This is a genomic window from Pseudomonas sp. UBA1879 (genome assembly GCF_002338065.1).
Taxonomy (GTDB): domain Bacteria; phylum Pseudomonadota; class Gammaproteobacteria; order Pseudomonadales; family Pseudomonadaceae; genus Aquipseudomonas.
On record NZ_DDHJ01000015.1, the window covers coordinates 136,033 to 160,712 of the forward strand.

The following is a 24,680-nucleotide window of genomic DNA, read 5'->3' on the forward strand; positions in this document are numbered from 1 at the left end:
GTTGAAAGACCAGGTTTTACCGATGGCCCATGAGCGAAACACCGAGATCGAACTGCGTTTGTTGATCGAGGCGATTTACCTGAAGTACAGCTACGATTTTCGCGATTATTCGGGCGCGTCGGTCAAACGACGCGTCGTTCACGCGCTGCGTCATTTCGAGTTGAATACCATTTCGGCGCTGCAGGAGCGGGTGTTGCACGATCCGTCGGCGTTCATGCAACTGTTGCAGTTCCTGACTATCCCTGTGAGCGAGATGTTTCGCGACCCGACGCACTTCCTGGCGATTCGGCAGGAAGTGGTGCCGTTGCTCAAGACCTACCCCTCGCTGAAAATCTGGATTGCCGGATGCAGCACGGGGGAGGAGGTGTACTCGATGGCCATCCTGTTGCGTGAGGAAGGGTTGCTGGAGCGGACGATCATCTACGCCACCGACATCAACCCCACGTCGCTGGAGAAAGCCAAGCAGGGCATTTTCTCGATGGAGAACATGCGCGGCTACAACGAGAATTACCTGAAAGCTGGGGGTAAGCGTCTGTTTTCCGAGTACTACACGGCGGCCTATGATCACGCGATTTTTGACAAGACCTTGCGCGAGAACGTGACCTTCGCCGACCACAGCCTGGCCACTGACAGCGTGTTTTCCGAGACGCAGCTGATCTCCTGTCGCAATGTGCTGATCTATTTCAACAAGAAGCTGCAGGACCGGGCGTTCGGGCTGTTTCACGAGTCCCTGTGTCATCGCGGCTTTCTGGTGCTGGGCAGCCGGGAAACCCTGGAGTTTTCCGGTTTCAAGGACAGATTCGAACCCTTGGTCAAACATGAGCGGATTTATCGCAAATCATGAGAACGACGTTTCCAGGCGGCGCGTCTGACCTGCCCGCGTTACCGAAGGTAGACGCGATTGTCGTCGGCGCCTCTGCGGGTGGGGTCGAGGCATTGCTGAAAATATTCAAATCGCTGCGCCGGGGCTTCAGTCTGCCTATCATCGCCGTGCTGCATTTGCCTGACGAACGCCGTAGCCTGCTGGCCGAGGTGTTCGCTTCGCGCTTGGCGATACCGGTGAAGGAGGCCGATGACAAGGAGAGCATCGTCCCCGGCACGCTGTACTTTGCCGCACCCGGTTATCACCTGTCCGTGGAAGCGGACAGAACCCTGTCGTTCAGTCAGGAAGAGCGGGTTTATCACTCCCGTCCCAGCATCGATATTCTCTTCGAATCCGCTGCGGACGCGTACGATGCACGGCTGGCCGGGGTGTTGTTGACCGGCGCTAACAACGATGGTGCCAAGGGAATGGCACGAATCAAGGAATACGGTGGTCTTACCGTGGTCCAAGACCCTGCCCAAGCGCTGGCACGCACCATGCCCGACGCTGCACTGGCCTTGCTCACACCGGACTTTCTCCTGCCTTTGCCCGACATTGGCCTCTTGCTTGTCGAGCTGGAACGAATTGCATGCTGAGTGAAATCAAAGCCAAGTTGCTGATCGTCGACGATCTGCCGGAAAACCTGCTCGCGCTTGAAGCACTGATCAAGCGCGAAGATCGACAGGTGTTCAAGGCGCTGTCCGCCGACGAAGCGTTGTCGCTGCTGTTGGAGCATGAATTCGCCATGGCGATCCTTGACGTGCAGATGCCGGGCATGAACGGGTTCGAGCTGGCCGAGATGATGCGTGGCACCGAAAAGACCAAAAACATTCCCATCGTGTTCGTCAGCGCCGCGGGCCGTGAGCTGAATTATGCGTTCAAGGGCTATGAAAGCGGGGCGGTGGACTTCTTGCACAAGCCGCTGGATATCCATGCGGTGAAGAGCAAGGTCAACGTGTTCGTCGATCTGTATCGCCAGCGCAAAGCCATGAAGCAGCAGGTCGAGGAATTGGAGCGCAGTCGTCAGGAGCAGGAAGCGCTGCTGCGTGAATTGAAATCCACACAGAACGAACTGGAACACGCGATTCGCATGCGCGACGACTTCATGTCCATCGTCTCCCATGAAGTGCGCACGCCGCTCAACGGGTTGATTCTGGAGACCCAACTGCGCAAGTTGCACTTGGCCAAGGACAACTCGTCGGCGTTTACCATGGACAAGCTCAAGGCCATGGTCGAGCGTGACGAACGCCAGATTCAGAGCCTCATCCGTTTGATCGAAGACATGCTCGACGTGTCGCGCATTCGCACCGGCAAGCTGTCGATCCGGACCAGCGCGTTTGATCTGGCAGAACTGGTGGTCAATCTGGTGGAAAGCTACGCCGCGCAAATTGCAGCTGCCGAAAGCGTGGTGACGCTGCACGCCAGTGAACCGGTGATCGGCGTCTGGGACGAGTTCCGCATCGAGCAGGTGTTGGCAAACCTGCTGACCAACGCGCTGCGCTACGGCGCTCATAAGCCGATAGAAGTGCGGGTCTACAGTGCAGGCAACGAGGCGCGGGTCGAGGTCAAGGATCAGGGCATCGGCATCAGCGCTGAAAATCAGAAGCGTATCTTCCAGCAGTTCGAGCGGGTGTCCGCGAGCCACGCCGTCAACGGACTTGGGCTGGGCCTGTTCATTTCCGACCAGATCGTCGCGGCCCACAGCGGTACGATTTCGGTGGAAAGCGAGGAGGGCAGCGGCTCGACCTTCCGCGTCAGCCTGCCCCTGTAAACGCTCGTTCGGCCTGTCAGCCGCGTAGCAGACGGGCGCGTTCATCGTTGTTGACGCGGCCGTTTAAAACGTCAGCGGCGTCCGGGTAAATATCTGATTTTTCTGCGCAACCTCCAGAGCGAGCCATGGTCGTAATGGCAGCTATTTATAAGATTGAAGGCGTTCCAATGAGCTCTGATGCTGAAAATGTCGTACTGATCGTCGAAGACGAGCCGCTGATCCTGATGCTGCTGTCCGACTATCTGTCAGGGGAGGGATACCGGGTCCTGCAAGCGGAGAACGGCGAGCAGGCGTTCGAGATCCTCGCGACCAAGCCGCACCTGGATTTGATGATCACCGACTACCGCCTGCCGGGCGGGGTTTCCGGGGTGATGATTGCCGAGCCGGCGGTGAAGCTGCGACCGGAGCTCAAGGTCATTTTCATCAGCGGTTACCCCGCAGAAATCATCGAAACCGGCAGCCCCATCGTCGGCAAAGTGCCTATCCTGGCCAAGCCGTTCACCATGGAAACGCTGCACTCGAAGATTCAGAGTCTGTTGAATTAATCGAAGCGGCATGCCGGTTGCGCAGGAACGGCCTGTCCGCGATCTGTAGCGCAGGGCGGCAGATACTCAATTAGCGTTCCGTCCGACGCATTGGGATGCCTGGTTTTACTGCCGCTCCGCGCCAGATCGCAGGCAAGCCTACTCCTACAGGTTTGGCGACGGGCCGAAATTCCCCGCACGGCGCAATCTCCGTAGGAGCCGCCGGAGGAACAACGGCAGCGATGGCGTCAGCTCAGTCAAAAACACATCGCCTGACCCACCGCCATCGCGGCCGTCGTGCCTCCGGCGGCTCCTACAGGTTTGGCGACGAGCCTGAATCCTCCACACGGCGCAATCTCAGTAGGAGCCGCCGGGGGAACAACGGCAGCGATGGCGTCAGCTCAGTCAAAAACACATCGCCTGTCCCACCGCCATCGCGGCCGTCGTGCCTCCGGCGGCTCCTACAGGTTTGGTGGCGGACCCAAATCCTCGGCGTACCGCGATCTTTGTAGGAGCCGCCGGAGGAACGACGGCCGCGATGGCGTCGGGTCAATCAGAGACAAATCATCTGATCCACCACCTCCCTGGCTGCTCCTGCAGGCAATATGTCTGATTCCGCTGCCGCCTTGCGCGGGTGGGCGCTCATACCAGGCCTGGCTGAGGCTCACCCCTCAATCATCTCCCTGACCTTCGCGGTCAATTGATCGAACGCGAACGGCTTGGTGATCATCTGCATGCCTTCTTCAAGAAACCCGGCGCGGGTGCCGGCGTTTTCCGCGTAGCCGGTGATGAACAACACTCGCAGCTCAGGGCGTAACTGGCGGCCGATGTCCGCCAGTTGTCGTCCATTCATCCCCGGCAGGCCAACGTCGCTGATCAACAGATCGATTCGCTGCCCGGATTCGAGGATCGGCACCGCGCCGAGCGCGTCTCCGGCCTCCAAGTATCGATAGCCCAATTCGCTCAACACCTGGCTGACCAGCGCCCGCACTGCCGGGTCGTCTTCTACGATCAGGATCGTCTCGCCCTCGCGGGCTTCCACGGCCTTGTGATGGGCGGGGAAGTCCTCCGCGTCCTTGTGGCCATGGAAACGCGGCAGAAACAGCTGCACCGTGGTGCCGTGGCCTACCTGACTGTCAATGGAGACGTGGCCGCGAGATTGCTTGGCGAAGCCATAGATCATCGACAACCCGAGCCCTGTGCCCTGGCCGATGGGTTTGGTGGTGAAGAACGGGTCGAACGCGCGGCTGATCACGCTTTCCGGCATGCCCGAACCCGTGTCGGTGACGCTGAGGACCACATAATCACCGGGCAGCAGGTTTTCGTAGGCGTTGGTGAATGAGCGGTCGAGGGTACGGTTAAAGGTTTCGATCATCAGCATGCCGCCATTCGGCATGGCGTCACGGGCGTTCAGCACCAGGTTGAGCAGGGCGCTTTCGAGCTGGTTGGGGTCTGCTTCCGCGGTCCACAGTTCGGGCTCCAGGCACATGTCCAGGCGCACGCTTTCGTTGACACTGCGGTGCAGCAATTCGCCCATGGAATTGACCAGCGCATTCATTTCCACTGGCTTGGAGTCCAGCGACTGGCGTCGGGAAAACGCCAGCAGACGATGGGTCAGGGCGGCCGCGCGGTTGGCGGATGTCACGCCCAGGTCGATCAGCCCGTCGAGGTCTTCGGTCCGGCCCTTGGCGATGCGGCGCCTGAGCAATTCCAGGCTGCCGATGATGCCGGTAAGCATGTTGTTGAAGTCATGAGCGATGCCGCCTGTGAGTTGCCCCACGGCTTCCATTTTCTGCGACTGACGCAGCACTTCTTCATTCTGCCGCAGCTGTGAGGTGCGCTCTTCGACTTGCTGCTCAAGGGTTTCATTGAGTCGACGCAACTGTTGCTCGGCCTGCTTGCGTTCGGTGATGTCCGAAGTCACGCCGGCCAGCAGGCTGACCCGGCCATTGCGTGCACGCAGGGCTCGGGCACGCACGTCGACCCAGTGCAGCGAGCCATCGGGCCACAGGTTGCGAAACTCGATGATGAAGTCGTCGCCGGAGTCGAGACTGCGCTGTAACGCTGACTGCATGCGCGGTTGGTCGGCGGCGTACACCGATTCCAGCCACTCGTGGTAGGTGAAAGGTGCGTGTTCGTCGCGCCCGAAGTGCACTTTGCTGATGCCCGAACAGTCCAGTTCGAGGAATTCGACCTCAAGCTGCCACGAACCTAAACGCCCCGCTTTGAGTGCGTGCTGCAAGCGCTGTTCGCTTTCCAGCAGGTCTTCCAAGCGGCTGCGGGCCTCGTACTGCCGACGGCGGCCGCGCACCGCGGTGGTGACCAGGCTGACCAACGTCGCCGGATGAAAAGGCCGTTCCAGGAACGTGACGTTGCCGAGCAACTTGCCGAGGCGGGAAGAGGGGTTCTGCTCCGGGCCGCCGTGGTGGGTCAGTAGCACGATAGGCAGATCAGACCAGGCCGCTTGATGGCTCAACAGGCTCAGCAACGGGTTCAGGTCGATACCGTGCAGGGCTTCGTCGGCAACGATGGCCAGGCCTGCACCGGAAATCAGCTCTTTGCACAGACCTTCCAGGTCATGGGTGATGAGCGCCGGGAACCCTGCTTCCTGCAGGATTCTCAAGGCGATCTGACTGTCCCGGCCATGGGGGGCCAGGATGATGGCGCGTTCCGACAGTTGTCCCGGTGTACTCACACGTCCTCGTCCCGTAACAGCGGATTGCTCTCGCCATAATAATGAGGCACCCCACGCAAGACGCCTTGAAAGGCTTCCAGCGGCGCGCCGATGGTCATGCCGGAGCCGCCGATGCGGTATTCGCGGATGGTCGACTCATGGGTACCCGTGCGTTTCTTGATGATGGAGATCGCGCGACGGACTTTGCCTAGCGCTTCGAAATAACGCAACAGGATCACCGTGTCGGCGAGATAAGTGATGTCCACCGGCGTGCGCATGTCACCGACCAGGCCGTGTTGCGCAACCGTCATGAACGTTGAGGCGCCTTGGCGATTGAGGTACAGCAGCAACTCATGCATGTGCAGCACCAGCGCATTTTCCTCTGGCATTGCCGCCTGATAGCCGTTCAGGCTGTCGATGATCACGGTGCGAATGCCTTTCTCGTCGACGCAGCGGCGCACACGGTGAGAAAACTCGCCCGGTGACAGCTCGGCCGCGTCCACCTGTTCGATCGTCAGGTTGCCGGTGTCCTGCAGTGCTTGCAGATCGATGCCGACTTTTTTCATGCGCTCGAACAGCAGCCGCAGCTCTTCGTCGAAGATGAACAGCCCGACTTTCTCGCCACGAGCCACGGCAGCCGCGGCGAACACCAGGGCGATTAGCGATTTGCCGGTGCCGGCAGGGCCGAGAACCAGCGTGCTGGACCCGCTGTCGATGCCGCCGCCGAGCAGTGCATCGAGCTCGGGGATATCGCTGCTCAGCGGAATGCTCTGGTAGCCGTTCCGGTGTTCGGCTGCGACCAGGCGCGGAAAAACATGAATGCCGTCTTCCAGAATGTTGAAGTCGTGATAGCCGCCACGGTATTTCTGGCCCCTGTATTTGACTACCCGCAGCCGCCGACGCTCGGCGCCGTAGGAGGGAGTCAATTCCTCAAGACGAATGACGCCGTGGGCGACACTGTGGACGGTTTTGTCCAGCGCCTCAGTGGTGAGGTCGTCCAGCAGGATGACCGTCGCGTCGTAACGCGCGAAATAATGCTTGATCGCCAGAATCTGCCGACGGTAGCGCAACGAGCTTTGCGCCAGCAGGCGGATTTCAGACAGGCTGTCGATGACCACCCTTGAGGGGCGGACACGCTCGACCACTTCGAAAATCTGTTTGGTAGCTTCGCCCAGCTCAAGGTCCGACGAGTACAACAGGCTTTGCTGATGCTCGGCGTTGAGCAGGTCTTCTGGCGGGGTCAATTCGAATACATCGATCTGCTCGCTCAATTCCCAGCCGTGGGAGCGGGCGCCATCGCGCAATTCGCGCTCCGTCTCGGACAGCGTGATGTACAGACAGCGTTCACCTGCTGCAGCCCCTGCCAACAGGAATTGCAAGGCCACGGTGGTCTTGCCGGTTCCGGGTTCTCCCTCAAGAAGAAACACATGACTGCGTGAAAGACCTCCTGCAAGGATGTCGTCCAGGCCCACGATGCCGGTTGCCGCTTTTGATGTAGTCAAGAATCGCCCTCTTGCGACCTGAAAAAAATGTGGGCGTCAATCGTGGATCGATCGCCCCGGGCACGCGCAAACACGGCAAATGCAGTGTTCAAGTGCTCTGTCTCTGGACCATGGGTGTACTAGGCGGTTCACTTTTTCTCGGTGGCAGGATGATAGCGCCGGGCGGTTTTCGCGTCTGCCCCGCCACTCCCCGAGTCCGGCAAATGGCGCAACCGTGGCCTGCGACGCCCGGATCGCCTTGATATAGTCCGGCCTCTGGAGTTTTCAACCATCGTAGGCCATTCAAGGATCATCGCCGTGTCCGACTACAGCGCTTTCAACGTCGAACTGACCGAGCACATTGCCCACGTGCAAATCAATCGCCCCGAAAAGATCAATGCCATGAACGCGGCATTCTGGCGCGAAATCATCGAGATTTTTCAGTGGATCGAAGACACCGACGATGTGCGCGTGGTGGTCCTCAGCGGGGCGGGCAAGCATTTTTCGTCGGGGATCGACTTGATGATGCTGGCCTCGGTGGCCAACGAATTGGGCAAGGATGTAGGGCGTAACGCTCGCCTTTTGCGGCGCAAGATTCTGCAGATGCAAGAATCCTTCAGCGTGGTGGACCGTTGCAGCAAGCCAGTGTTGGCGGCGGTTCAAGGCTATTGTATCGGTGGCGCCATCGACCTGATCAGCGCCTGTGACATGCGTTATGCGGCGGACGACGCGCTGTTTTCCATTCGCGAGATCGACATGGGCATGGCCGCTGATGTCGGCACCCTGCAACGCCTGCCTCGGCTGATCGGCGACGGCATGATGCGGGAAATGGCCTACACCGGTCGCAACGTCAAGGCTGACGAAGCCCTGCGCATCGGGCTGGTCAATCGAACCTTCACGGATCAGGCGCAACTGTTGGAAGGCGTGTTCGGCATCGCCCGCGACATCGCCGGAAAATCACCCATCGCCATCAGCGGCAGCAAGCGCATGATTGGCTACATGCGCGATCACAGCGTCGACGACGGCCTGGAATACGTTGCCACCTGGAACGCTGCCATGTTGCAATCGGCAGACCTGAAGCTGGCAATGGCCGCCCACCTGGGCAAGCAGAAGCCGGTTTTCGACAATTGACCGTGATTATCAACCGGCAGGCACCGGGCGCTTCCGGGCTCTGACTCCTTGAGGGTGTCGGGCCGGGAGTGGCGTCGGTCGCGGCCCAGAGGAGTGTTTTCATGACGCGCCCCAGGCGTTGGACCACCGCAGTGCTCGATACGCAGGCTGTGGGCGGGTGGGCTGTGGTCCACAGTGATCAGGGCTTTTTGCTGGACAGCAACGGCGCACTGTTTCCCCGCCAATGGTTGAAGGGACAGGACCTTCCGCTGATCAGCGAACACGGTATCGGCCACTTCGATGGCGAGCCGGTCTACGTTTACGTGCTTGAACACCCGGTTGAGTTGGAAGGCACGCGTTGGCAGACGCTGCGCCAATTCATGCTGGGCGACGATGCCGAGCTGTTTCAGGTGCTGGGCTACGCGGCGCAGATCAGCACCTGGGCCAAGGAGCATCGCTTTTGCGGCAATTGCGGCAGCCCGAATGTGCAGATTCCAGGCGAACGTGCGATGCACTGCACCCGTTGCGACCTGCGCGCCTATCCGCGCATCTCGCCCAGCATGATCGTGCTGATCACCCGTGGCGATGAGGTCCTGCTGGCGCGCTCGCCGCGCTTCGTGACCGGCGTCTACAGCACGCTGGCAGGGTTTGCCGAACCGGGGGAGTCTGCCGAGGACTGCGTGCGTCGGGAAGTCATGGAAGAAGTGCAGATCAAGGTCAAGAACATCGAGTACAAGGGCAGCCAGTGCTGGCCGTTCCCGCACTCGATGATGCTGGGCTTTCACGCTGAATACGACAGCGGTGACATCGTGCCCCAGGCCGACGAGATCGAAGACGCGCAGTGGTTCAGCATCCACGACATGCCGCCGTTGCCGGCCAGTCGCTCCATCGCGCGTTATCTGATCGACCTCTACCTGGCCAAACGGCTGGGCTTAGTGGAACCAGTGCTGCCAGGCCAGGCGGACAGTCAGTCCTAACACAACGGTGATGAAGACAGGGCGGATGAATTTGGCGCCGCCCTGAATCGCCGTCCTCGCCCCCAGAAACGCCCCCACCATCAGCGCAGAGCCCATCACCAGACCGATGGCCCAGTCCACCGAGCCGTTCAGGGCGAAGATGCTCAACGCCGCCGCGTTGCTGACGAAGTTCATGCTGCGCGCCACGCCACTGGCCTTCACCAGGTCAACCGGGTACATCAGCAGCGTGCTGACCGTCCAGAACGCACCCGTGCCGGGACCGGCAACGCCGTCGTAGAAGCCCAGCCCCAGACCCTGAGGAAGCTGCCACTTGGTTTTGATCGGTGCATCGCTGTCCAGCGGTGCCTTGGGCGTGCCGCCAAACAGCAGGTACAGGCCGCAGCCGAAGACGATCACAGGCAGCATCTGGTTCAACAGCTCGGCGGGCAGAAAATGGGCAATCACGGCGCCCACCCACGCACCGATGGCGGTGCCGATCAGGGCGCGGGTCCACTGTTTCGGGTGAAACAGCTTGCGACGATAAAAGGTAAAGCCGGCGGTGGCAGACCCGAACGTCGAGCTGAGCTTGTTGGTGCCCAGCACCAGATGCGGCGGCAGGCCGGCGGTTAGCAGAGCGGGGGTGGTCAACAAGCCGCCACCCCCGGCAATGGCATCGATGAAACCGGCCACGAAGGCGACGAGGGCAAGCACCACGAGCGTGGTGAGGTCTACGGACAGTTCGAACGACATGGGCAAGGCTTACTGGGCAGGCAGGCAGAATGGCTGCCCGGAAGCGCGGCATTCTACCGGTAAGCCAGGCCCCGGTGGAGGGCGAATCCGTTTTTTACGGCACAAATAGCGGATCTGAAACCCGGCCGTGTGGCAGCGGGCTGGCTGGCCTGCCGTCTTCCGGAACTGGCGGTAAACCCTGTCGATGCGGAGTATCAGGGGTACCGCGTCCACCGGGTCTGCGATGGCTTCGGTCATACGTAACCCGGAGCGATCGGGGGCGAACCAACGGCTACGGCCTGGGCCCAGAATCAAAAACGGTTCGCATCACCCGAGCCTGTATCGTCAACTATCTGAAACCTTCACCCAGCGCATCTCCTTCGCCGCCACCCGAATCGCCGTCGCCAGCCGCTCCACCTCCAGTGCTTCCGCAAAGTCCGGTCCTTCACTGCTGTTACCCGCGAGTGCCTGAATCAGCGCATGCACTTCCAGCGTCTTCAATTCGTTGTACCCCAGCTGATGCCCCGGCGCCGGGCAGAACGCGGCGTACTCCGGTTGTGCAGGGCCAGCCAGAATGCGCTGAAACCCATCGCGGCCCGGCGCCCCGGAGCGGTAAAGGCGAAGTTCATTCAGCCGTTCCTGATCGAATGCCAGCGTGCCCAACGTCCCGCTGATCTCGAAGCTCAAGTGGTTCTTGTAGCCGTGCTTCAACCAACTCGTCCCAAAGGTGCCCCGTGCGCCATTGGCGAAGCGCAGCAGGGCGTAGGTGTGGTCGTCGACGGCTATCGGGCGGTGCGCCTGACTGCCCTGCGTCGCGGGCCGTTGCGCATGAACGGTCTGCGAATCCGCGCACACTGCGTCGACATCGCCCATCAGGTAGCGCGCCATGGCCAGCAAATGGCTGCCGAGGTCCGCCAGCGCGCCCCCGGCATGGGCCTGCTCGCAGCGCCACGACCATGGCTGCTGCGGATTGCCCATGAAGTCTTCACTGAACTCGCCCTGGAAACTGACGATCTGCCCCAACTCGCCGCTTTGAATCATCTCGCGGGCCAGGCCGATCAACGGGTTGTGTTGGTAGTTGTAGCCCACCCGAGTGACGACTCCGGCGCTTTGCGCAGCGCTGTGCATCTCGCGGGCCTGCTCCAGACTGACAGCCAGCGGCTTCTCGCAGTACACCGCTTTACCGGCTTCGAGGGCGGCCATGGCCATGGGGAAGTGCAAGTGATTGGGGGTGGTGATCGCCACCAGGTTCACGGCGGGATCGCTGATCAGTTGCTGCCAGTCGGCATAGCTGCGGTCGAACCCCCACGACGTTGCGCAGCGCGCGGCGCGAGCGGGATCGGCATCGGCCAACGCCAGCAGTTTGAGGTTGACCGGCAGGTCGAACGTGGTGCGGGCATTGTGAAAGGCCAAGGCATGTGACCGGCCCATGAAGCCTGTACCGATCAGGCCCACGCCCAGGTCTGGAAGCGACGATTCGCGCATGACAGCGTCCTTGAAGGAGGAGTGTTATGCGGAAAAGGTATTCGCTACAGAGAGTTGATGGAATCTTTATTCCATCAAATGGGCCTCAGATTCGCCTCAGTTCGGCGTGTCAGACGATGCATCGCCACCCGGACCATCGCGTCGCTGCCGTCGTGCCTCCGGCGTCTCCTACAGGATCGGCGGCGTGGCGAAATTTCAGACTCGGCACTGAATCTGTAGGAGCAGCCGGAGGCACGACGGCCGCGATGGCGGAGTGTCAGATAACACGTCATCGACTGACCCGACGCCATCGCTGCCGTCGTTCTTCCGGTGTCTCCTCCAGGGTGGCTCGCTGGCGAATGGGGTGTGTCCGCCGGCTTTGACGTTTCCGGCACGCCGCTTTCGCTAGCAAGGTAGCTCCCGCAAGCGGCACCAGCTATTCAGGACAAAAACCCGCCATCCACATTCAATGCCACGCCTGTGGTGTAGCTCGATGCGTCACTTGCCAAGTAGAGGACCGTGCCAGCCATCTCACTCGGTGCGGCCACGCGTTTGAGGGGGATCTGCGCCAGCGCGGTGTTGAGGATCTTTTCGTTGCTCACCAGCGCCGAGGCGAATTTGGTGTCGGTCAAACCCGGCAGCAGCGCGTTGCAGCGGATGCCGAACTGCGCGCATTCCTTGGCGAAGACCTTGGTCATGTTGATCACGGCGGCTTTGGTCACCGAATAGATGCCCTGAAACACGCCAGGCGAGACGCCGTTGATTGACGCCACATTGATGATGCTGCCGCCACCGTGTTCGCGCATCAGCTTGCCCGCTTCCACGGACATGAAGAAATACCCGCGAATGTTGACGTCAACGGTCTTTTGAAACGCGCCAAGGTCAGTGTCCAGCACGTTGCAGAATTGCGGGTTGGTCGCCGCGTTGTTGACCAAAATGTCGAGGCGCCCGAACTCTTCGCGGATACGGGCGAAGACGCCGCTGATCTGTTCCATTTCGCCGATATGGCAGGCGATGGCTGTGGCTTTGCCGCCGTCGGCGATGATTGCGTCGGCCACATGCTGGCAGCCGTCCAGCTTACGACTGGAGACGATGACGTGGGCACCTTGCTGGGCCAGCAGCTTGGCAATGGCTTCACCGATACCACGGCTGGCGCCGGACACGAAGGCGATCTTGCCGTCGAGGTCAAACAGTTGGGTCTTGGACATGTTGTCTTCCTTATCTTGTCACAAAAGGGCGGAGCGCTTTCAGAGGCTGGAACGGCCAACGACCTGCAAGGCCATGTGTTCCAGCAGCGCGTTCATATGGATGAACGGGGCGAAGCGTTTGTCCTGGGTCTGGCCGTGGAAAAACCGGTAGTAAATCTGCTGGACGATACCGGCCAGGCGGAACAGCCCGTAGGTGTAGTAGAAATCGAAGTTGTCGATGCGAATCCCGGACCGTTCGGCGTAATACGCCACGAACTGCTCGCGGGTCAGCATGCCCGGTGCGTGGCTGGGTTGGCGGCGCATGAGCTGGACCGGTGCAGGGTCGTCGGCCTGAATCCAGTACGCCAGGCTGTTGCCGAGGTCCATCAGCGGGTCGCCCAGCGTCGTCAATTCCCAGTCCAGCACGCCGATGATCTGCATCGGGTTCTCGGGGGACAGAATCACGTTGTCGAAGCGGTAATCGTTATGCACCAGGCTGGAGGTCGGGTGATCGGCCGGCTTTTTGTCGTCGAGCCAGCGGGCGACCTTTTCCCAGCTTGGCGCGTCCGGGGTGCGGGCTTTTTCGTAGCGCTCCGCCCAGCCGCGAATCTGCCGCTCGACATAACCCTGAGGCTTGCCCAGATCGCCCAGCCCGCAGGCGGTGTAATCCACCTGATGCAAGTCCACCAGTTTGTCGATGAAGCTTTTGCACAGCGCTTCGGTCTGCGCCGCGTCGAAGTTCAGCTCGGCCGGCAGCTCGGCGCGCAGGATGATGCCTTTGACACGCTCCATCACGTAGAACTCGGCGCCGATTATCGTTTCGTCGGTGCAGTGCACATAGGCCCTGGGGCAATAGGGGAAGGCGTCTTTCAGTTGGTTGAGAATGCGAAATTCGCGGCCCATGTCGTGGGCGCTTTTTGCTTTATGGCCGAAGGGCGGACGGCGAAGAACGAACTCCTGCTCGGGGTACTTCAGCAGGTAGGTCAGGTTCGATGCGCCACCGGGAAACTGGCTGATCTGCGCAGAGCCGCTCAGGCCCGGAATGTGAGCCTTGAGGTATGGGTCGATCGACGCCGCGTCGAGTTCTTCGCCGGATCGAACCTGGGTGGACTGGTCGGTGAGCGCCATGCGTATCCCTGTTGGTTATTCTGGAGGGTCAGGATCATTGGCTAATCTAATGCGCGGCCCGTTTGCCGGACAAGCCGTGAGGGGGTGTTATTGGCGGGCGTGTTACGCGTCGATCAGTGGCCTTGATCCGCAGTGCCCAGAATCCCAGGCGCACAAAAAACCGAAGCCCGGGGACTTCGGTTGGGCGCGATTTTTAAAGTGGCGCCTGTAGGCGCGCGCAGCGGCCTTACGACGGAAACAGATCGCTCAGTTTCATCGCCAGCATCATGTCGCCTTCAGCGCGCAGCTTGCCGGCCATGAACGCCTGCATGCCATCGGTTTCGCCGCTGACGATGCCTTCCAGGGTTTCGCCGTCCATGACCAGCGTCACTTGGGCGTCAGGGTTTTCGCCTTCCTGCAGCTCGCAGGTCTTGTCCTTGACGATCAGCGAGAAGTTTTTGGTGTCGTCGATACGGAAACCGAACACCAGGTCCAGGCCCGCAGCGGCTTCCGGGTTGAACTTGGCTTTCATGGCTTGTACGGCGTCGGCTACGGAGGTCATGGGGTCATCCTTTTATATGAGTGATTGCAGGCACCTTGCGGGTGCGATTGGCCGGGCTCAACGGTAGGTGATGAGCTCCGGCACCTTCATCAGTTGCAAGTGCGCGAGACTGTTGAAGGAAGCCAGCGACACCTCGCGCCCCTTGAATTTCAGGTGGTTGAGCGAGGTGTTGACGATTTGCCAGTTGAGTTCGAACGCCTGAGTCGCAGGCATCCGGGTAATCAGGTGGAGCAGGGCGGTGATGGTGCCGCCGGACGTGAACACGGCGATGCGGTCGTGGTGGCTGGCGCTGTCGAGAATCCGGTCGAGTCCCGCTTTGACCTGTTCGACGAACGCCAGCCAGCTCTGCAGCGCCGGGGTGTCGTGCTCGCCCCCCAGCCAACGGCCCACAATCAATGCGAACAGGCGTTGGAATTCAGCGCGGTTTTGGCCGGCATTGCGCATGACCTCCAGCGCCTCCGGCTCCTCGGTCAACATGGCAGGGAGCAGGGCGCGGATCACCGCTTCGGCGTCGAATTCATTGAACGCGGCATCGGTTTCCAATGCGGGAGTGATCAACCCTGCAGCGTCCATTTGAGCCAGCGCCGTTTCGGCGGTGTGGCGTTGACGAAACAGGTTGCCGGACAGGCAGCGATCGAACGTCAGGCCCAGCTGTGAGAGGTGCGCGCCGAGCACTTCAGCCTGGCGATAACCGATCGGTGACAGAACGTCATAATCGTCCGCACCAAAGGAGGCCTGGCCATGTCGTATCAGATAGATGCTGCCCACGTCCGCGTCGTCCCGGTACGTTGAAGGTGCAGCGAGGTTATGAGGACCAGACCAGATCTGTCAATGAAAAAACATACGTTCGTTTGAATCGATTAACAGTCATGATCTTTGGTGGTTGTGTCGCTGGTTTGGCGCCGGGAGCGTCGGTATGCTGGGTCATTCGCGATCCCGTCCCGGATCAGACGTACAGGTAAGGAGTTTCTGTGGAGTTTATGTTCGATTACGCCAGCTTTCTGGCAAAGACCGTCACGGTGGTGGTCGCGATCGTCGTCGTGCTGGTGGTCATTGCGTCGATGCGTGGCCGGGGCCGTCGTGGTGGCGGGGGTCAGTTGCACGTGACCAAGCTCAACGATTTCTACAAAGGCCTGCGTGACCGCCTCGAAGGCTCGCTGCTGGACAAGGCCCGGCTCAAGGCGCTGCGTAAAGCCCAGGCTAAAGAGCTGAAGAAGGATAAGAAGCAGCCGGTGGTGAAACCCCGGGTCTACGTGCTGGATTTCGACGGCGACATCAAGGCGTCCGCCACTGAAAGCATGCGCCATGAGATCACTGCGTTGCTAACGCTGGCGACGGACAAGGATGAAGTGGTCCTGCGCCTGGAAAGCGGCGGCGGCATGGTTCACAGCTACGGCCTTGCGTCGTCGCAACTGGCGCGGATTCGTCAGGCGGGCATTCCGCTGACCATCTGCATCGACAAGGTCGCGGCGAGCGGCGGCTACATGATGGCCTGTATCGGCAACCGCATCATCAGTGCGCCGTTCGCTGTCTTGGGTTCGATTGGCGTGGTGGCGCAGCTGCCGAACGTCAATCGCTTGCTCAAAAAGCACGACATTGATTTTGAAGTGCTGACGGCGGGCGAATACAAGCGCACATTGACGGTCTTCGGTGAAAACACCGAGAAAGGCCGCGAGAAATTTCAACAAGACCTCGACATCACTCACGAGCTGTTCAAGAACTTCGTCGCCAGCTACCGTCCGCAATTGCAGATCGACGAAGTCGCTACGGGTGAAGTCTGGTTAGGCATGGCGGCCAAGGACAAGCAACTGGTAGATGAACTGAAAACCAGCGACGAGTATCTGGCCGACAAGGCCAAAACCGCCGAGGTCTTCCACCTGCATTACGCCGAGCGCAAGAGTTTGCAGGAGCGCGTGGGCCTGGCGGCGAGTGGGTCCGTGGACCGGCTGGTGACGGGGTGGTGGAGCAAGTTGACGCAGCAGCGATTCTGGTAACACAGCACGCTTCATTGCTGTGGGAGCCGGCTTGCTGGCGAAAGCGACGGGGCAGCACCATCGCAGTGTCTGGTGCACAGCATTCGCCAGCAAGCCGGCTCCCACAAACAGTGTGTCAGCGCGGGGTGTGGTGCCAGCCCTAAACAAAAAGCCCCGGCTTCTCACGAAACCGGGGCTTTTTGTTGCGCGGCTTTCAGCGGCGATTCAACGACGACGGAACAGTGGCAAAGGCTCATCGGCGGCGGCCTGATAGGTCACCGAGAAGTCTTTCAGGCTGTCCAGTGCTTCGTACGGGTCTTTGTCCGCGCGGATCGCAAAGGCATCGAAACCGCAGCGACGCAGGTAGAACAGCTGATCGCGCAACACATCGCCAATCGCCCGCAGTTCGCCCTTGAAGCCGTAGCGGTCCCGCAGCAAACGTGCGTTGGAGTAGCTGCGGCCGTCGGTGAACGCCGGGAAGTTCAGGGCGATGACCTGAAACTGACTAACGTCGTCGCCAATTTCCTCGGCTTCTTCGTCAGCGTCCAGCCACACGCCGAGGCCGCCGTCGCGGGCCTTGAGTGCGTGCGCATGTTCACGCCACAGGGCCAAGGGAACGATCAGGTCATCGCAGTTGGACAGCCCGTCCAGAGGGGTGTCCTTCGGCAGCAAGTGCCAGGTCTCGTCGATGACCTCGTTGTTCTTAATGATTCGCTGCATAGACGCGCTCCTTGAAAGGGTCGATGCCAATACGCTGATACGTGTCGATGAAGCGCTCGTCTTCGTTGCGTTTTTCGACGTAGACGTTGATCAGCTTCTCGATGACATCCGGCATGGCGTCCTGTGCGAACGACGGGCCAAGGATCTTGCCCAGGCTTGCGTCACGGCTGGCGCTGCCACCCAGAGACACCTGGTAGAACTCTTCGCCTTTCTTGTCGACGCCCAGGATGCCGATATGGCCAACGTGGTGGTGGCCACAGGCGTTCATGCAGCCGGAGATGTTCAAGTCCAGCTCCCCGATGTCGAACAGGTAGTCGAGGTCGTCGAAACGGCGCTGGATGGATTCCGCGATCGGGATCGACTTGGCATTGGCCAGCGAGCAGAAATCGCCGCCAGGGCAGCAGATGATGTCGGTCAGCAGGCCGATGTTCGGTGTCGCAAACCCTTGCTCACGCAGCTCGCCCCACATCGCGAACAACTGGCTTTGCTCGACGTCCGCCAGAATGATGTTCTGCTCGTGGGACGTGCGCAACTGGCCGAAGCTGTAGCGGTCGGCCAAGTCGGCGATACCGTCCAGTTGCTTGTCGGTGACGTCGCCAGGGGCCACGCCGGTGGGTTTCAGCGACAGGGTCACAGCGGCGTAGCCCGGCTTTTTATGGGCCAGAACGTTACGCGAGCGCCAGCGGGCAAAACCCGGGTGTTGCTGATCGAGCTGGGCCAGTTCCGCGCTGTGATCGGCGAGGGTCTTGTATTCAGGGTCGACGAAGTGCTTGGCGATGCGGTGGACTTCGGCTTCGGTCAGTGTGGTCTGGCCGCCACGCAGGTGGGCCATTTCCGCTTCGACCTTCTCGGCGAAGACTTCAGGCGTCAGCGCCTTGACCAGAATCTTGATCCGCGCCTTGTACTTGTTGTCGCGACGGCCATAGCGGTTGTACACACGCAGAATGGCGTCGAGGTAGCTCAGCAGGTCCTGCCATGGCAGGAATTCATTGATGAACGCACCGACCACGGGCGTACGACCCAGACCACCGCCCACCAGCACGCGGAAGCCCAGTTCGCCCGCCGCGTTCTTCACTGGTTCAAGGCCAATGTCATGGACTTCGATGGCGGCACGGTCGGACGTCGAGCCGTTGATCGCGATCTTGAACTTGCGGGGCAGATAGGCAAATTCCGGGTGGAAGGTCGTCCACTGACGAACGATCTCGCACCAGGGGCGCGGGTCAACCAGCTCGTCGGCAGCGACGCCGGCGAATTGGTCCGTGGTGACGTTGCGCAGGCAGTTACCGCTGGTCTGGATGGCGTGCATTTGCACGGTGGCCAGCTCGGCGAGGATGTCAGGAATGTCTTCCAGCGCGGGCCAGTTGAACTGCACGTTCTGGCGGGTGCTGATGTGCGCGTAGCCCTTGTCGTAGTCGCGGGCGATTTTCGCCAGCATCCGTGTCTGACGCGAGGTCAGTTGGCCGTAAGGCACCGCGACGCGCAGCATCGGCGCGAAGCGCTGAATGTAGAGGCCGTTTTGCAGGCGGAGCGGGCGGAACTCTTCTTCACTGAGCTCGCCGGCCAGATAGCGGCGGGTCTGGTCGCGGAACTGCTTGACGCGGTCCTCGACGATCCGCTGATCGTACTCGTCGTATACGTACATGGTGGTCCTGTTCTCAGGCGGTTCACTGCTGTCCGGACGATCTGAGAGGCGATGCGACGCCGCCTGCATTCAGGGTGTCCCGACAAATCTGCGCGCACGGTCGCGCAGCCTCCAACGAGGCCGGGCGGAGGTTACCAGTTTGTGGATATGCGCAAAAGTGATGTTTGAATATAAGCAAAGAACCGAACGTGCTAAGCGCTTCGTCAGTTGGCGATGCCCACACTTGTGATGAGGGAAAGCCTCGACTTTACTCAGTTCAACGCCGGGGTCAACCGTTGCCGGCGCGCGTGTCCTGCAATCAGCCATAAGACCGACAAGAGGCGATGCAATGAGGAATCACCACCCTAAAACTGCCAAGTCCGACAGCCATGTGGATGCCTGGGCCATCTTCTTTATCATCGTGCTTGTCGTGGGGGCCGCGATTTTCTGGGGCACTCACCAATAGCGCCAAGACCTTCGCCGAGGCGGTGGGCACAACTTTAGCCAAGCGTTGCCGATAAGGTATAAGCAGGCCTGTGCAGGTCGTCTGCATACTTTTGGCGTTGAGGCTCGGTGTCCATGATCAGGTGTTTCAGTGGCTGCCTCGTCGGCGTCGCAGGTTGGCTATGGCTGGGCGGTGCCTGGGCCGCGTCAGTGGTGTTTCTCAATCCGGGATCGGCGCCCGATCCGTACTGGAGCAGCTATTCGCGCTTCATGCAGGCGGCGGCTCAGCGCTTGGGCATGGACCTGACCCTTTATTACACCGACCGCGACACGCGCACGTTGCTGACCCTGGCGCGCAACGTGTTGCAGGGCAGCCCGCGCCCGGATTACCTGGTGTTCTCCAACGAGCTGAATGTGGCGCCGGAAGTCCTTCGCCTGTCGCTGGGCAGCGGGGTGAAGCTGCTGGCGGTGAACAACACGTTGACCGACGACCAACTGAGCATCCTTGGCGACCTGCCCAGCCGCTATCCGGACTTCCTCGGCAGTGTGGTGGCCAATGACGACGAGGGCGGCTATCTGGTCGCCAAGCGCTTGATCGAGTCCTATCCCCCCGCGCGGCCCGGGGAAACCATCGACATGCTGGCGTTCTCGGGTACCAACAGCACGCCGGTGTCCTTGCAGCGCGAACGCGGCCTCTATCGTGCGCTGGCCGAGCACCCGGAAATACGCCTGCGGCAGATCGTCCTCGGCGGCTGGCGTCGGGACCGTGCCTACGAACAGGCGCAAGTGCTGCTCAAGCGTTACCCGAACGTGCACCTCATCTGGACGGCGAGCGATCAGATGGCCTTCGGCGTCATCGATGCTGTGCGTGAAGCCGGCAAGCAACCGGGCAAAGATGTTTTGCTCGGTACCATCAACGATTCAACAGCGGCTTTGCAGGCCCTGCTGGAGGGGCAGCTAAGCGTGGTCGCGGGCGGACATTTCACGTTGGGCGGCTGGGCACTGGTGCTGCTGAACGATTACGACCGCACCGATCCACCTGCCCGTCAGCCTGTCGGCGCGTGGATCGTTCGGGCGATGCAGATCAGGGAACGCCGAGACAGTGTGCACTTCATGCAGGTCAATGCCCGCGACGACTACGACATTGACGTGAGAGCGTTTGTCGGTGGCCACAGCCCGGCAGGCGTAACGTACCCCTTCGTGCGGCTGGAAACGTCGAAATGAGTGGTGTCGTCGGTTGAGCGCGAAATACAGCACCCGTTGCACGATGCCCAGCAGCCCCAGCGGGAACATTGCGGCAAAGGCGATGCCCATGATCACCCAATGCGACGGCTTGGCCTAGGTAAAATCCCGCGCGCGGTGCTTGTGGTTGTGCACCCCGAACCTCGCGGCCATGACGCTGTGCAGCCTCTGCCAAAAGGTGGGCGGCTTGGGGGGCATCGGGGTGATGGGGTGAGTGGTTGGATGGGGTGTCCATGTTCGCTCCAGCGCCTGTGAAGGCCTGAAGAAAGCAGAGTCGCAAAATGACGGATGACCCTGTGGGAGCCGGCTTGCTGGCGAAGGCGTCGAGTCAGTCAATTTCTCATTGCCTGATGTATCGCATTCGCCAGCAAGCCGGCTGCCATAGGGTTAGCGCATGGCAGGCGACCCTTTACTCGTCATAGCCCAGGTTAGGCGCCAGCCAGCGCTCGGTCACGCGCATGTCCTGGCCTTTACGGGCGTTGTAGCTTTCGACCTGGTCCTTGTCGACTTTGCCCACGGCGAAGTACTGCGCCTGCGGGTGGGCGAAGTACCAGCCGCTGACCGCTGCCGCCGGGAACATCGCGTAATGCTCGGTCAGGAACACGCCGCTGACGCCTGGTTTGCCGTCGCCCTGGGTCGGGTCGAGCAGGTCGAACAGAACGCCCTTCTCGGTGTGGTCAGGGCAAGCAGGGTAGCCGGGGGCAGGGCGGATGCCGACGTATTTCTCTTTGATCAGGTCTTCATTGTTCAACTGCTCGTCGGTGGCGTAGCCCCAATATTCCTTGCGCACCTGCTGGTGCAGCCACTCCGCGCAGGCCTCGGCCAGACGATCCGCCAGGGCCTTGACCATGATCGCGTTGTAATCGTCGCCCTTGTCCTGATACGCCTTGGACACCTCTTCGGCGCCGATGCCCGCCGTGGTGATGAAGCCGCCCACGTAGTCAGTCACGCCGCTGTCTTTCGGTGCCACGAAGTCGGCCAGCGAGAAGTTCGGCTTGCCGTCGGTCTTGATAATCTGTTGACGCAAATGGTGCAGCTTGGCGAGCGGTCGACCGTGGTCGTCGAACAGCTGAATGTCGTCGTGGTCCACCTGATTCGCTGGCCAGAAACCGAACACCGCGCGGCTGCGGATCAGCTTCTCGTCAATCAGCTTGCGCAGCAGTTCCTGAGCGTCGTTGAACAGCGAGGTCGCCGCTTCACCCACCACTTCGTCGGTGAGGATGCGCGGGTATTTGCCCGCCAGGTCCCAGGAAATGAAGAACGGCGTCCAGTCGATGTAATCCACCAGCACGTTCAGGTCGATGTCTTCCAGCACCTTGACCCCGGTGAAGGTCGGCGTGTGTGGCTGGTAGGCCGTCCAGTCGAACTGCGGCTTCTTGGCGATGGCCGCGCTGTAGCTCAAGCGCTCGGTGCGGGCGCTACGGGCTGAGGTGCGTTCGCGGACTTCAACGTATTCGGCACGGGTCTTCTCGATGAAACCCGCTTTCAATTCCTTGGACAGCAGCTGCGTCGCCACGCCAACGGCGCGTGAAGCATCGGTGACGTAAATCACGGCGTCGTTGCTGTACTTCGGCTCGATCTTCACTGCCGTGTGCGCCTTGGAGGTGGTCGCGCCGCCGATCATCAGCGGCAGGCTGAAGTTCTGACGCTGCATTTCTCGGGCGACGTGGACCATCTCGTCCAGCGACGGGGTGATCAGGCCGGACAGGCCGATGATGTCGCATTTTTCGTCCTTGGCCACCTGCAGGATCTTCTCCGCAGGCACCATTACGCCGAGGTCGACGATGTCGTAGCCGTTACAGCCCAGCACCACGCCGACGATGTTTTTGCCGATGTCGTGTACGTCGCCTTTCACCGTGGCCATGAGGATCTTGCCCTTGGCTTCCGGTTTGTCGCCTTTCTCCGCTTCGATGAACGGAATCAGGTGCGCCACCGCCTGCTTCATCACGCGGGCGGATTTGACCACTTGCGGCAGGAACATCTTGCCCGAGCCGAACAGGTCGCCGACCACGTTCATCCCCGCCATCAGCGGGCCTTCGATGACCTCGATGGGCCGTGCGAAGGACTGTCGCGACAGCTCGGTGTCTTCAACGATGTGGGTGGTGATGCCCTTGACCAGCGCGTGCTTGAGGCGCTCATTGACCTCCCAGCTGCGCCATTCTTCGGTCTCGGCCTCTTTGACCGAGCCGTCGCCCTTGAACTCGTCGGCAATGGCCAGCAGCTTTTCAGTGCCGTCTTCATTGACGTTCAGCACCACGTTTTCCACCGCTTCACGCAGCTTGGCCGGGATCTCGTCATAGATCTCCAGCTGACCGGCGTTGACGATGCCCATGGTCAGGCCGTTGCGGATCGCGTGCAGCAGGAACACCGAGTGGATCGCCTCACGCACCGGGTTATTGCCGCGGAACGAGAACGACACGTTAGACACGCCACCGGAGGTCAGCGCGTACGGCAACTCGTCACGGATATAGGCGCAGGCGTTGATGAAATCGACCGCGTAGTTGTTGTGCTCCTCGATGCCCGTGGCAATGGCGAAGATGTTCGGGTCGAAGATGATGTCTTCCGGGGGGAAGCCCACCTCGTTGACCAGGATGTCGTAGGAGCGTTTGCAGATTTCTTTCTTGCGCGCTTCGGTGTCAGCCTGGCCGGCTTCGTCGAACGCCATCACCACTACCGCCGCACCATAACGTTTGCACAGTTTGGCGTGGTGAATGAACTGCTCGACGCCTTCTTTCATGCTGATCGAGTTGACGATGCCCTTGCCCTGAATGCACTTCAGGCCAGCCTCGATCACTTCCCATTTCGAGGAGTCGATCATGATCGGCACGCGGGAGATGTCCGGCTCCCCTGCGATCAGGTTGAGGAAGGTCACCATGGCCTTCTTCGAGTCCAGCATGCCCTCGTCCATGTTGATGTCGATCACCTGGGCACCGGCTTCGACCTGCTGCAAGGCGACTTCCAGGGCTTCGGTGTAATTGTCTTCACGGATCAGGCGGGCGAAACGGGCAGAACCGGTGATGTTGGTGCGCTCGCCGACGTTGACGAACAGCGAGCTGCGATCGATGGTGAACGGCTCCAGGCCCGACAGGCGACAGGCTTTCGGAATCTCCGGAATCGTGCGTGGCGGGTACTTGGACACTGCGTTGGCAATGGCCTTAATGTGCGCCGGGGTGGTGCCGCAGCAACCGCCGACGATGTTGAGAAAGCCGCTCTGGGCGAACTCTTCGACGACCTTGGCCATCTCGGCGGGAGACTCGTCGTATTCCCCGAATTCGTTGGGCAGGCCTGCGTTCGGGTGCGCCGAGACTTGGGTGTCGGCCTTGTTCGACAGCTCTTCGAGATACGGCCGCAGATCACTGGCGCCCAACGCGCAGTTGAGACCGACGGAAATCGGCTTGGCGTGACGCACCGAGTTCCAGAACGCTTCGGTGGTCTGGCCAGAGAGGGTGCGGCCCGACGCGTCGGTGATGGTGCCGGAAATCATGATCGGCAGCTCGAAACCGATGTCGTCGAAGACCCCCTGCACGGCGAAGATCGCGGCCTTGGCGTTGAGGGTGTCGAAGATGGTCTCGATGAGAATGAGGTCTGCGCCGCCTTCGATCAGGCCTTTGGTGGCCTCGGTGTAGTTCTCCACCAGTTCGTCGAAGGTCACGTTGCGGTAGCCGGGGTTGTTGACGTCCGGCGAGAGCGAGCAGGTGCGGCTGGTCGGGCCCAGCACGCCGGCGACGAAACGCGGTTTGTCCGGGGTCTCCAGGGTCTTGGCATCGGCGACCTTGCGCGCTAGGCGCGCGCCTTCGACGTTCAGCTCGTAGACCAGCGCTTCCATGCCGTAGTCGGCCTGGGACACCTGAGTGGCGTTGAAGGTGTTGGTCTCCAGAATGTCGGCGCCGGCGTCCAGGTACTCTTTCTCGATGGCGCCGATGACGTCCGGGCGGGTCAACACCAGCAGGTCGTTGTTGCCCTTGACGTCGCTCGGCCAGTCGGCGAAGCGTTTGCCGCGGTAGTCTTCCTCTTCCAGTCGATAGCTCTGGATCATGGTGCCCATGCCGCCATCGAGAATCAGAATGCGTTCCTTGAGAGCTTGTTGAAGTGCTTGAAGACGCGCGCTGCGATCTGACATTGGCTTACCCGGACAAAGAAATACGGAAAAAGGGTGATGCTGAAAGGTGCGAAATGATAGCAAACCTGCGTGGTTTTAAACCGGGACGGCTTTTAGATGAATTCTGTTCATGTTGATGGCGCCTCGCCAGGGG

19 protein-coding genes and 1 pseudogene are annotated in these 24,680 nt (G+C 60.7%); 8 read left to right on the top strand and 12 right to left on the bottom strand.

Annotated elements, in window-relative coordinates; all coding sequences use genetic code 11:
• Nucleotides 1-22 precede the first annotated feature (22 nt).
• The 4 genes from B3N48_RS15720 to B3N48_RS15735 all read left to right on the top strand — a co-directional run bounded on the left by B3N48_RS15720 (nucleotide 23) and on the right by B3N48_RS15735 (nucleotide 3,178).
• On the top strand, nucleotides 23-844 hold the full coding sequence (locus tag B3N48_RS15720) for a CheR family methyltransferase (protein WP_296185262.1): 822 nt from the start codon (nucleotides 23-25) through the stop codon (nucleotides 842-844).
• Complete coding sequence (locus B3N48_RS15725; RefSeq protein WP_296185264.1) at nucleotides 841-1,458, top strand: chemotaxis protein CheB; 618 nt, start codon at nucleotides 841-843, stop codon at nucleotides 1,456-1,458. Before B3N48_RS15720 ends, B3N48_RS15725 begins: the two co-directional genes overlap by 4 nt.
• Complete coding sequence (locus B3N48_RS15730) at nucleotides 1,452-2,633, top strand: hybrid sensor histidine kinase/response regulator (protein ID WP_296185266.1); 1,182 nt, start codon at nucleotides 1,452-1,454, stop codon at nucleotides 2,631-2,633. Before B3N48_RS15725 ends, B3N48_RS15730 begins: the two co-directional genes overlap by 7 nt.
• A 167-nt stretch (nucleotides 2,634-2,800) precedes the next feature.
• A complete protein-coding gene (locus B3N48_RS15735) occupies nucleotides 2,801-3,178 on the top strand; it encodes a response regulator (RefSeq protein WP_166595521.1) in 378 nt (125 codons plus the stop codon).
• A 643-nt stretch (nucleotides 3,179-3,821) separates the two neighbouring features.
• Here B3N48_RS15735 and B3N48_RS15740 read toward each other — a convergent pair.
• Entirely contained in the window at nucleotides 3,822-5,852 is a 2,031-nt protein-coding gene (locus B3N48_RS15740; RefSeq protein ID WP_296185268.1) for a response regulator, read from the bottom strand.
• The gene (locus tag B3N48_RS15745; protein WP_296185269.1) at nucleotides 5,849-7,333 is read right to left on the bottom strand and encodes an ATPase domain-containing protein; all 1,485 of its coding nucleotides are present in this window, start codon (nucleotides 7,331-7,333) and stop codon (nucleotides 5,849-5,851) included. The genes B3N48_RS15740 and B3N48_RS15745 overlap by 4 nt, the downstream gene beginning before the upstream one ends.
• Before the next feature lie 297 nt (nucleotides 7,334-7,630).
• On the opposite strand from B3N48_RS15745, the gene B3N48_RS15750 reads away from it, so the two are divergent.
• Nucleotides 7,631-8,443: a crotonase/enoyl-CoA hydratase family protein gene (locus B3N48_RS15750; RefSeq protein ID WP_296185270.1), complete on the top strand. Its 813-nt coding sequence runs from the start codon at nucleotides 7,631-7,633 to the stop codon at nucleotides 8,441-8,443.
• 101 nt (nucleotides 8,444-8,544) lie between these two features.
• On the top strand, nucleotides 8,545-9,399 hold the full coding sequence (nudC, locus tag B3N48_RS15755) for an NAD(+) diphosphatase (RefSeq protein ID WP_296185272.1): 855 nt from the start codon (nucleotides 8,545-8,547) through the stop codon (nucleotides 9,397-9,399).
• Here the strand turns inward: nudC and B3N48_RS15760 are convergent.
• The 6 genes from B3N48_RS15760 to B3N48_RS15785 form a co-directional block, all read right to left on the bottom strand.
• Nucleotides 9,355-10,128, bottom strand: a complete 774-nt coding sequence (locus B3N48_RS15760) for a TSUP family transporter (RefSeq protein ID WP_296185275.1) — start codon at nucleotides 10,126-10,128, stop codon at nucleotides 9,355-9,357. The genes nudC and B3N48_RS15760 overlap by 45 nt on opposite strands.
• A gap of 324 nt (nucleotides 10,129-10,452) precedes the next feature.
• Nucleotides 10,453-11,592, bottom strand: a complete 1,140-nt coding sequence (locus B3N48_RS15765) for a Gfo/Idh/MocA family protein (RefSeq protein ID WP_296185277.1) — start codon at nucleotides 11,590-11,592, stop codon at nucleotides 10,453-10,455.
• A 419-nt stretch (nucleotides 11,593-12,011) separates the two neighbouring features.
• A complete protein-coding gene (locus B3N48_RS15770; RefSeq protein WP_296185279.1) occupies nucleotides 12,012-12,779 on the bottom strand; it encodes an SDR family oxidoreductase in 768 nt (255 codons plus the stop codon).
• A 39-nt stretch (nucleotides 12,780-12,818) separates the two neighbouring features.
• Nucleotides 12,819-13,886, bottom strand: a complete 1,068-nt coding sequence (locus B3N48_RS15775; protein WP_296185281.1) for a phosphotransferase family protein — start codon at nucleotides 13,884-13,886, stop codon at nucleotides 12,819-12,821.
• Between the two features lie 226 nt (nucleotides 13,887-14,112).
• The gene (locus B3N48_RS15780) at nucleotides 14,113-14,427 is read right to left on the bottom strand and encodes an SCP2 sterol-binding domain-containing protein (protein WP_074756613.1); all 315 of its coding nucleotides are present in this window, start codon (nucleotides 14,425-14,427) and stop codon (nucleotides 14,113-14,115) included.
• Nucleotides 14,428-14,484: 57 nt separating this feature from the next.
• Nucleotides 14,485-15,195: a histidine phosphatase family protein gene (locus B3N48_RS15785; RefSeq protein WP_296185284.1), complete on the bottom strand. Its 711-nt coding sequence runs from the start codon at nucleotides 15,193-15,195 to the stop codon at nucleotides 14,485-14,487.
• 203 nt (nucleotides 15,196-15,398) lie between these two features.
• On the opposite strand from B3N48_RS15785, the gene sohB reads away from it, so the two are divergent.
• Complete coding sequence (gene sohB, locus B3N48_RS15790) at nucleotides 15,399-16,421, top strand: protease SohB (protein ID WP_296185286.1); 1,023 nt, start codon at nucleotides 15,399-15,401, stop codon at nucleotides 16,419-16,421.
• A gap of 204 nt (nucleotides 16,422-16,625) precedes the next feature.
• Here sohB and B3N48_RS15795 read toward each other — a convergent pair whose 3' ends face one another.
• Together B3N48_RS15795 and B3N48_RS15800 are read right to left on the bottom strand one after the other, a co-directional pair.
• Nucleotides 16,626-17,120, bottom strand: coding sequence for a DUF934 domain-containing protein (locus B3N48_RS15795; protein WP_296185288.1), 495 nt, complete (start codon nucleotides 17,118-17,120; stop codon nucleotides 16,626-16,628).
• The gene (locus B3N48_RS15800) at nucleotides 17,104-18,762 is read right to left on the bottom strand and encodes a nitrite/sulfite reductase (RefSeq protein ID WP_296185289.1); all 1,659 of its coding nucleotides are present in this window, start codon (nucleotides 18,760-18,762) and stop codon (nucleotides 17,104-17,106) included. Before B3N48_RS15800 ends, B3N48_RS15795 begins: the two co-directional genes overlap by 17 nt.
• A 558-nt stretch (nucleotides 18,763-19,320) precedes the next feature.
• Between B3N48_RS15800 and B3N48_RS15805 the strand changes: the two genes are divergently transcribed.
• Nucleotides 19,321-20,409, top strand: a complete 1,089-nt coding sequence (locus tag B3N48_RS15805; protein ID WP_296185290.1) for an ABC transporter substrate-binding protein — start codon at nucleotides 19,321-19,323, stop codon at nucleotides 20,407-20,409.
• A gap of 18 nt (nucleotides 20,410-20,427) precedes the next feature.
• Here B3N48_RS15805 and B3N48_RS15810 read toward each other — a convergent pair.
• Both B3N48_RS15810 and metH read right to left on the bottom strand, forming a co-directional pair.
• Nucleotides 20,428-20,625 (bottom strand): annotated as a pseudogene (locus B3N48_RS15810) (DUF2970 domain-containing protein); the annotation flags it as partial.
• Between the two features lie 211 nt (nucleotides 20,626-20,836).
• Nucleotides 20,837-24,547 (bottom strand): methionine synthase, encoded by a 3,711-nt coding sequence (gene metH / locus B3N48_RS15815; RefSeq protein WP_296185291.1) that lies wholly within the window; start codon nucleotides 24,545-24,547, stop codon nucleotides 20,837-20,839.
• Nucleotides 24,548-24,680: the final 133 nt, after the last annotated feature.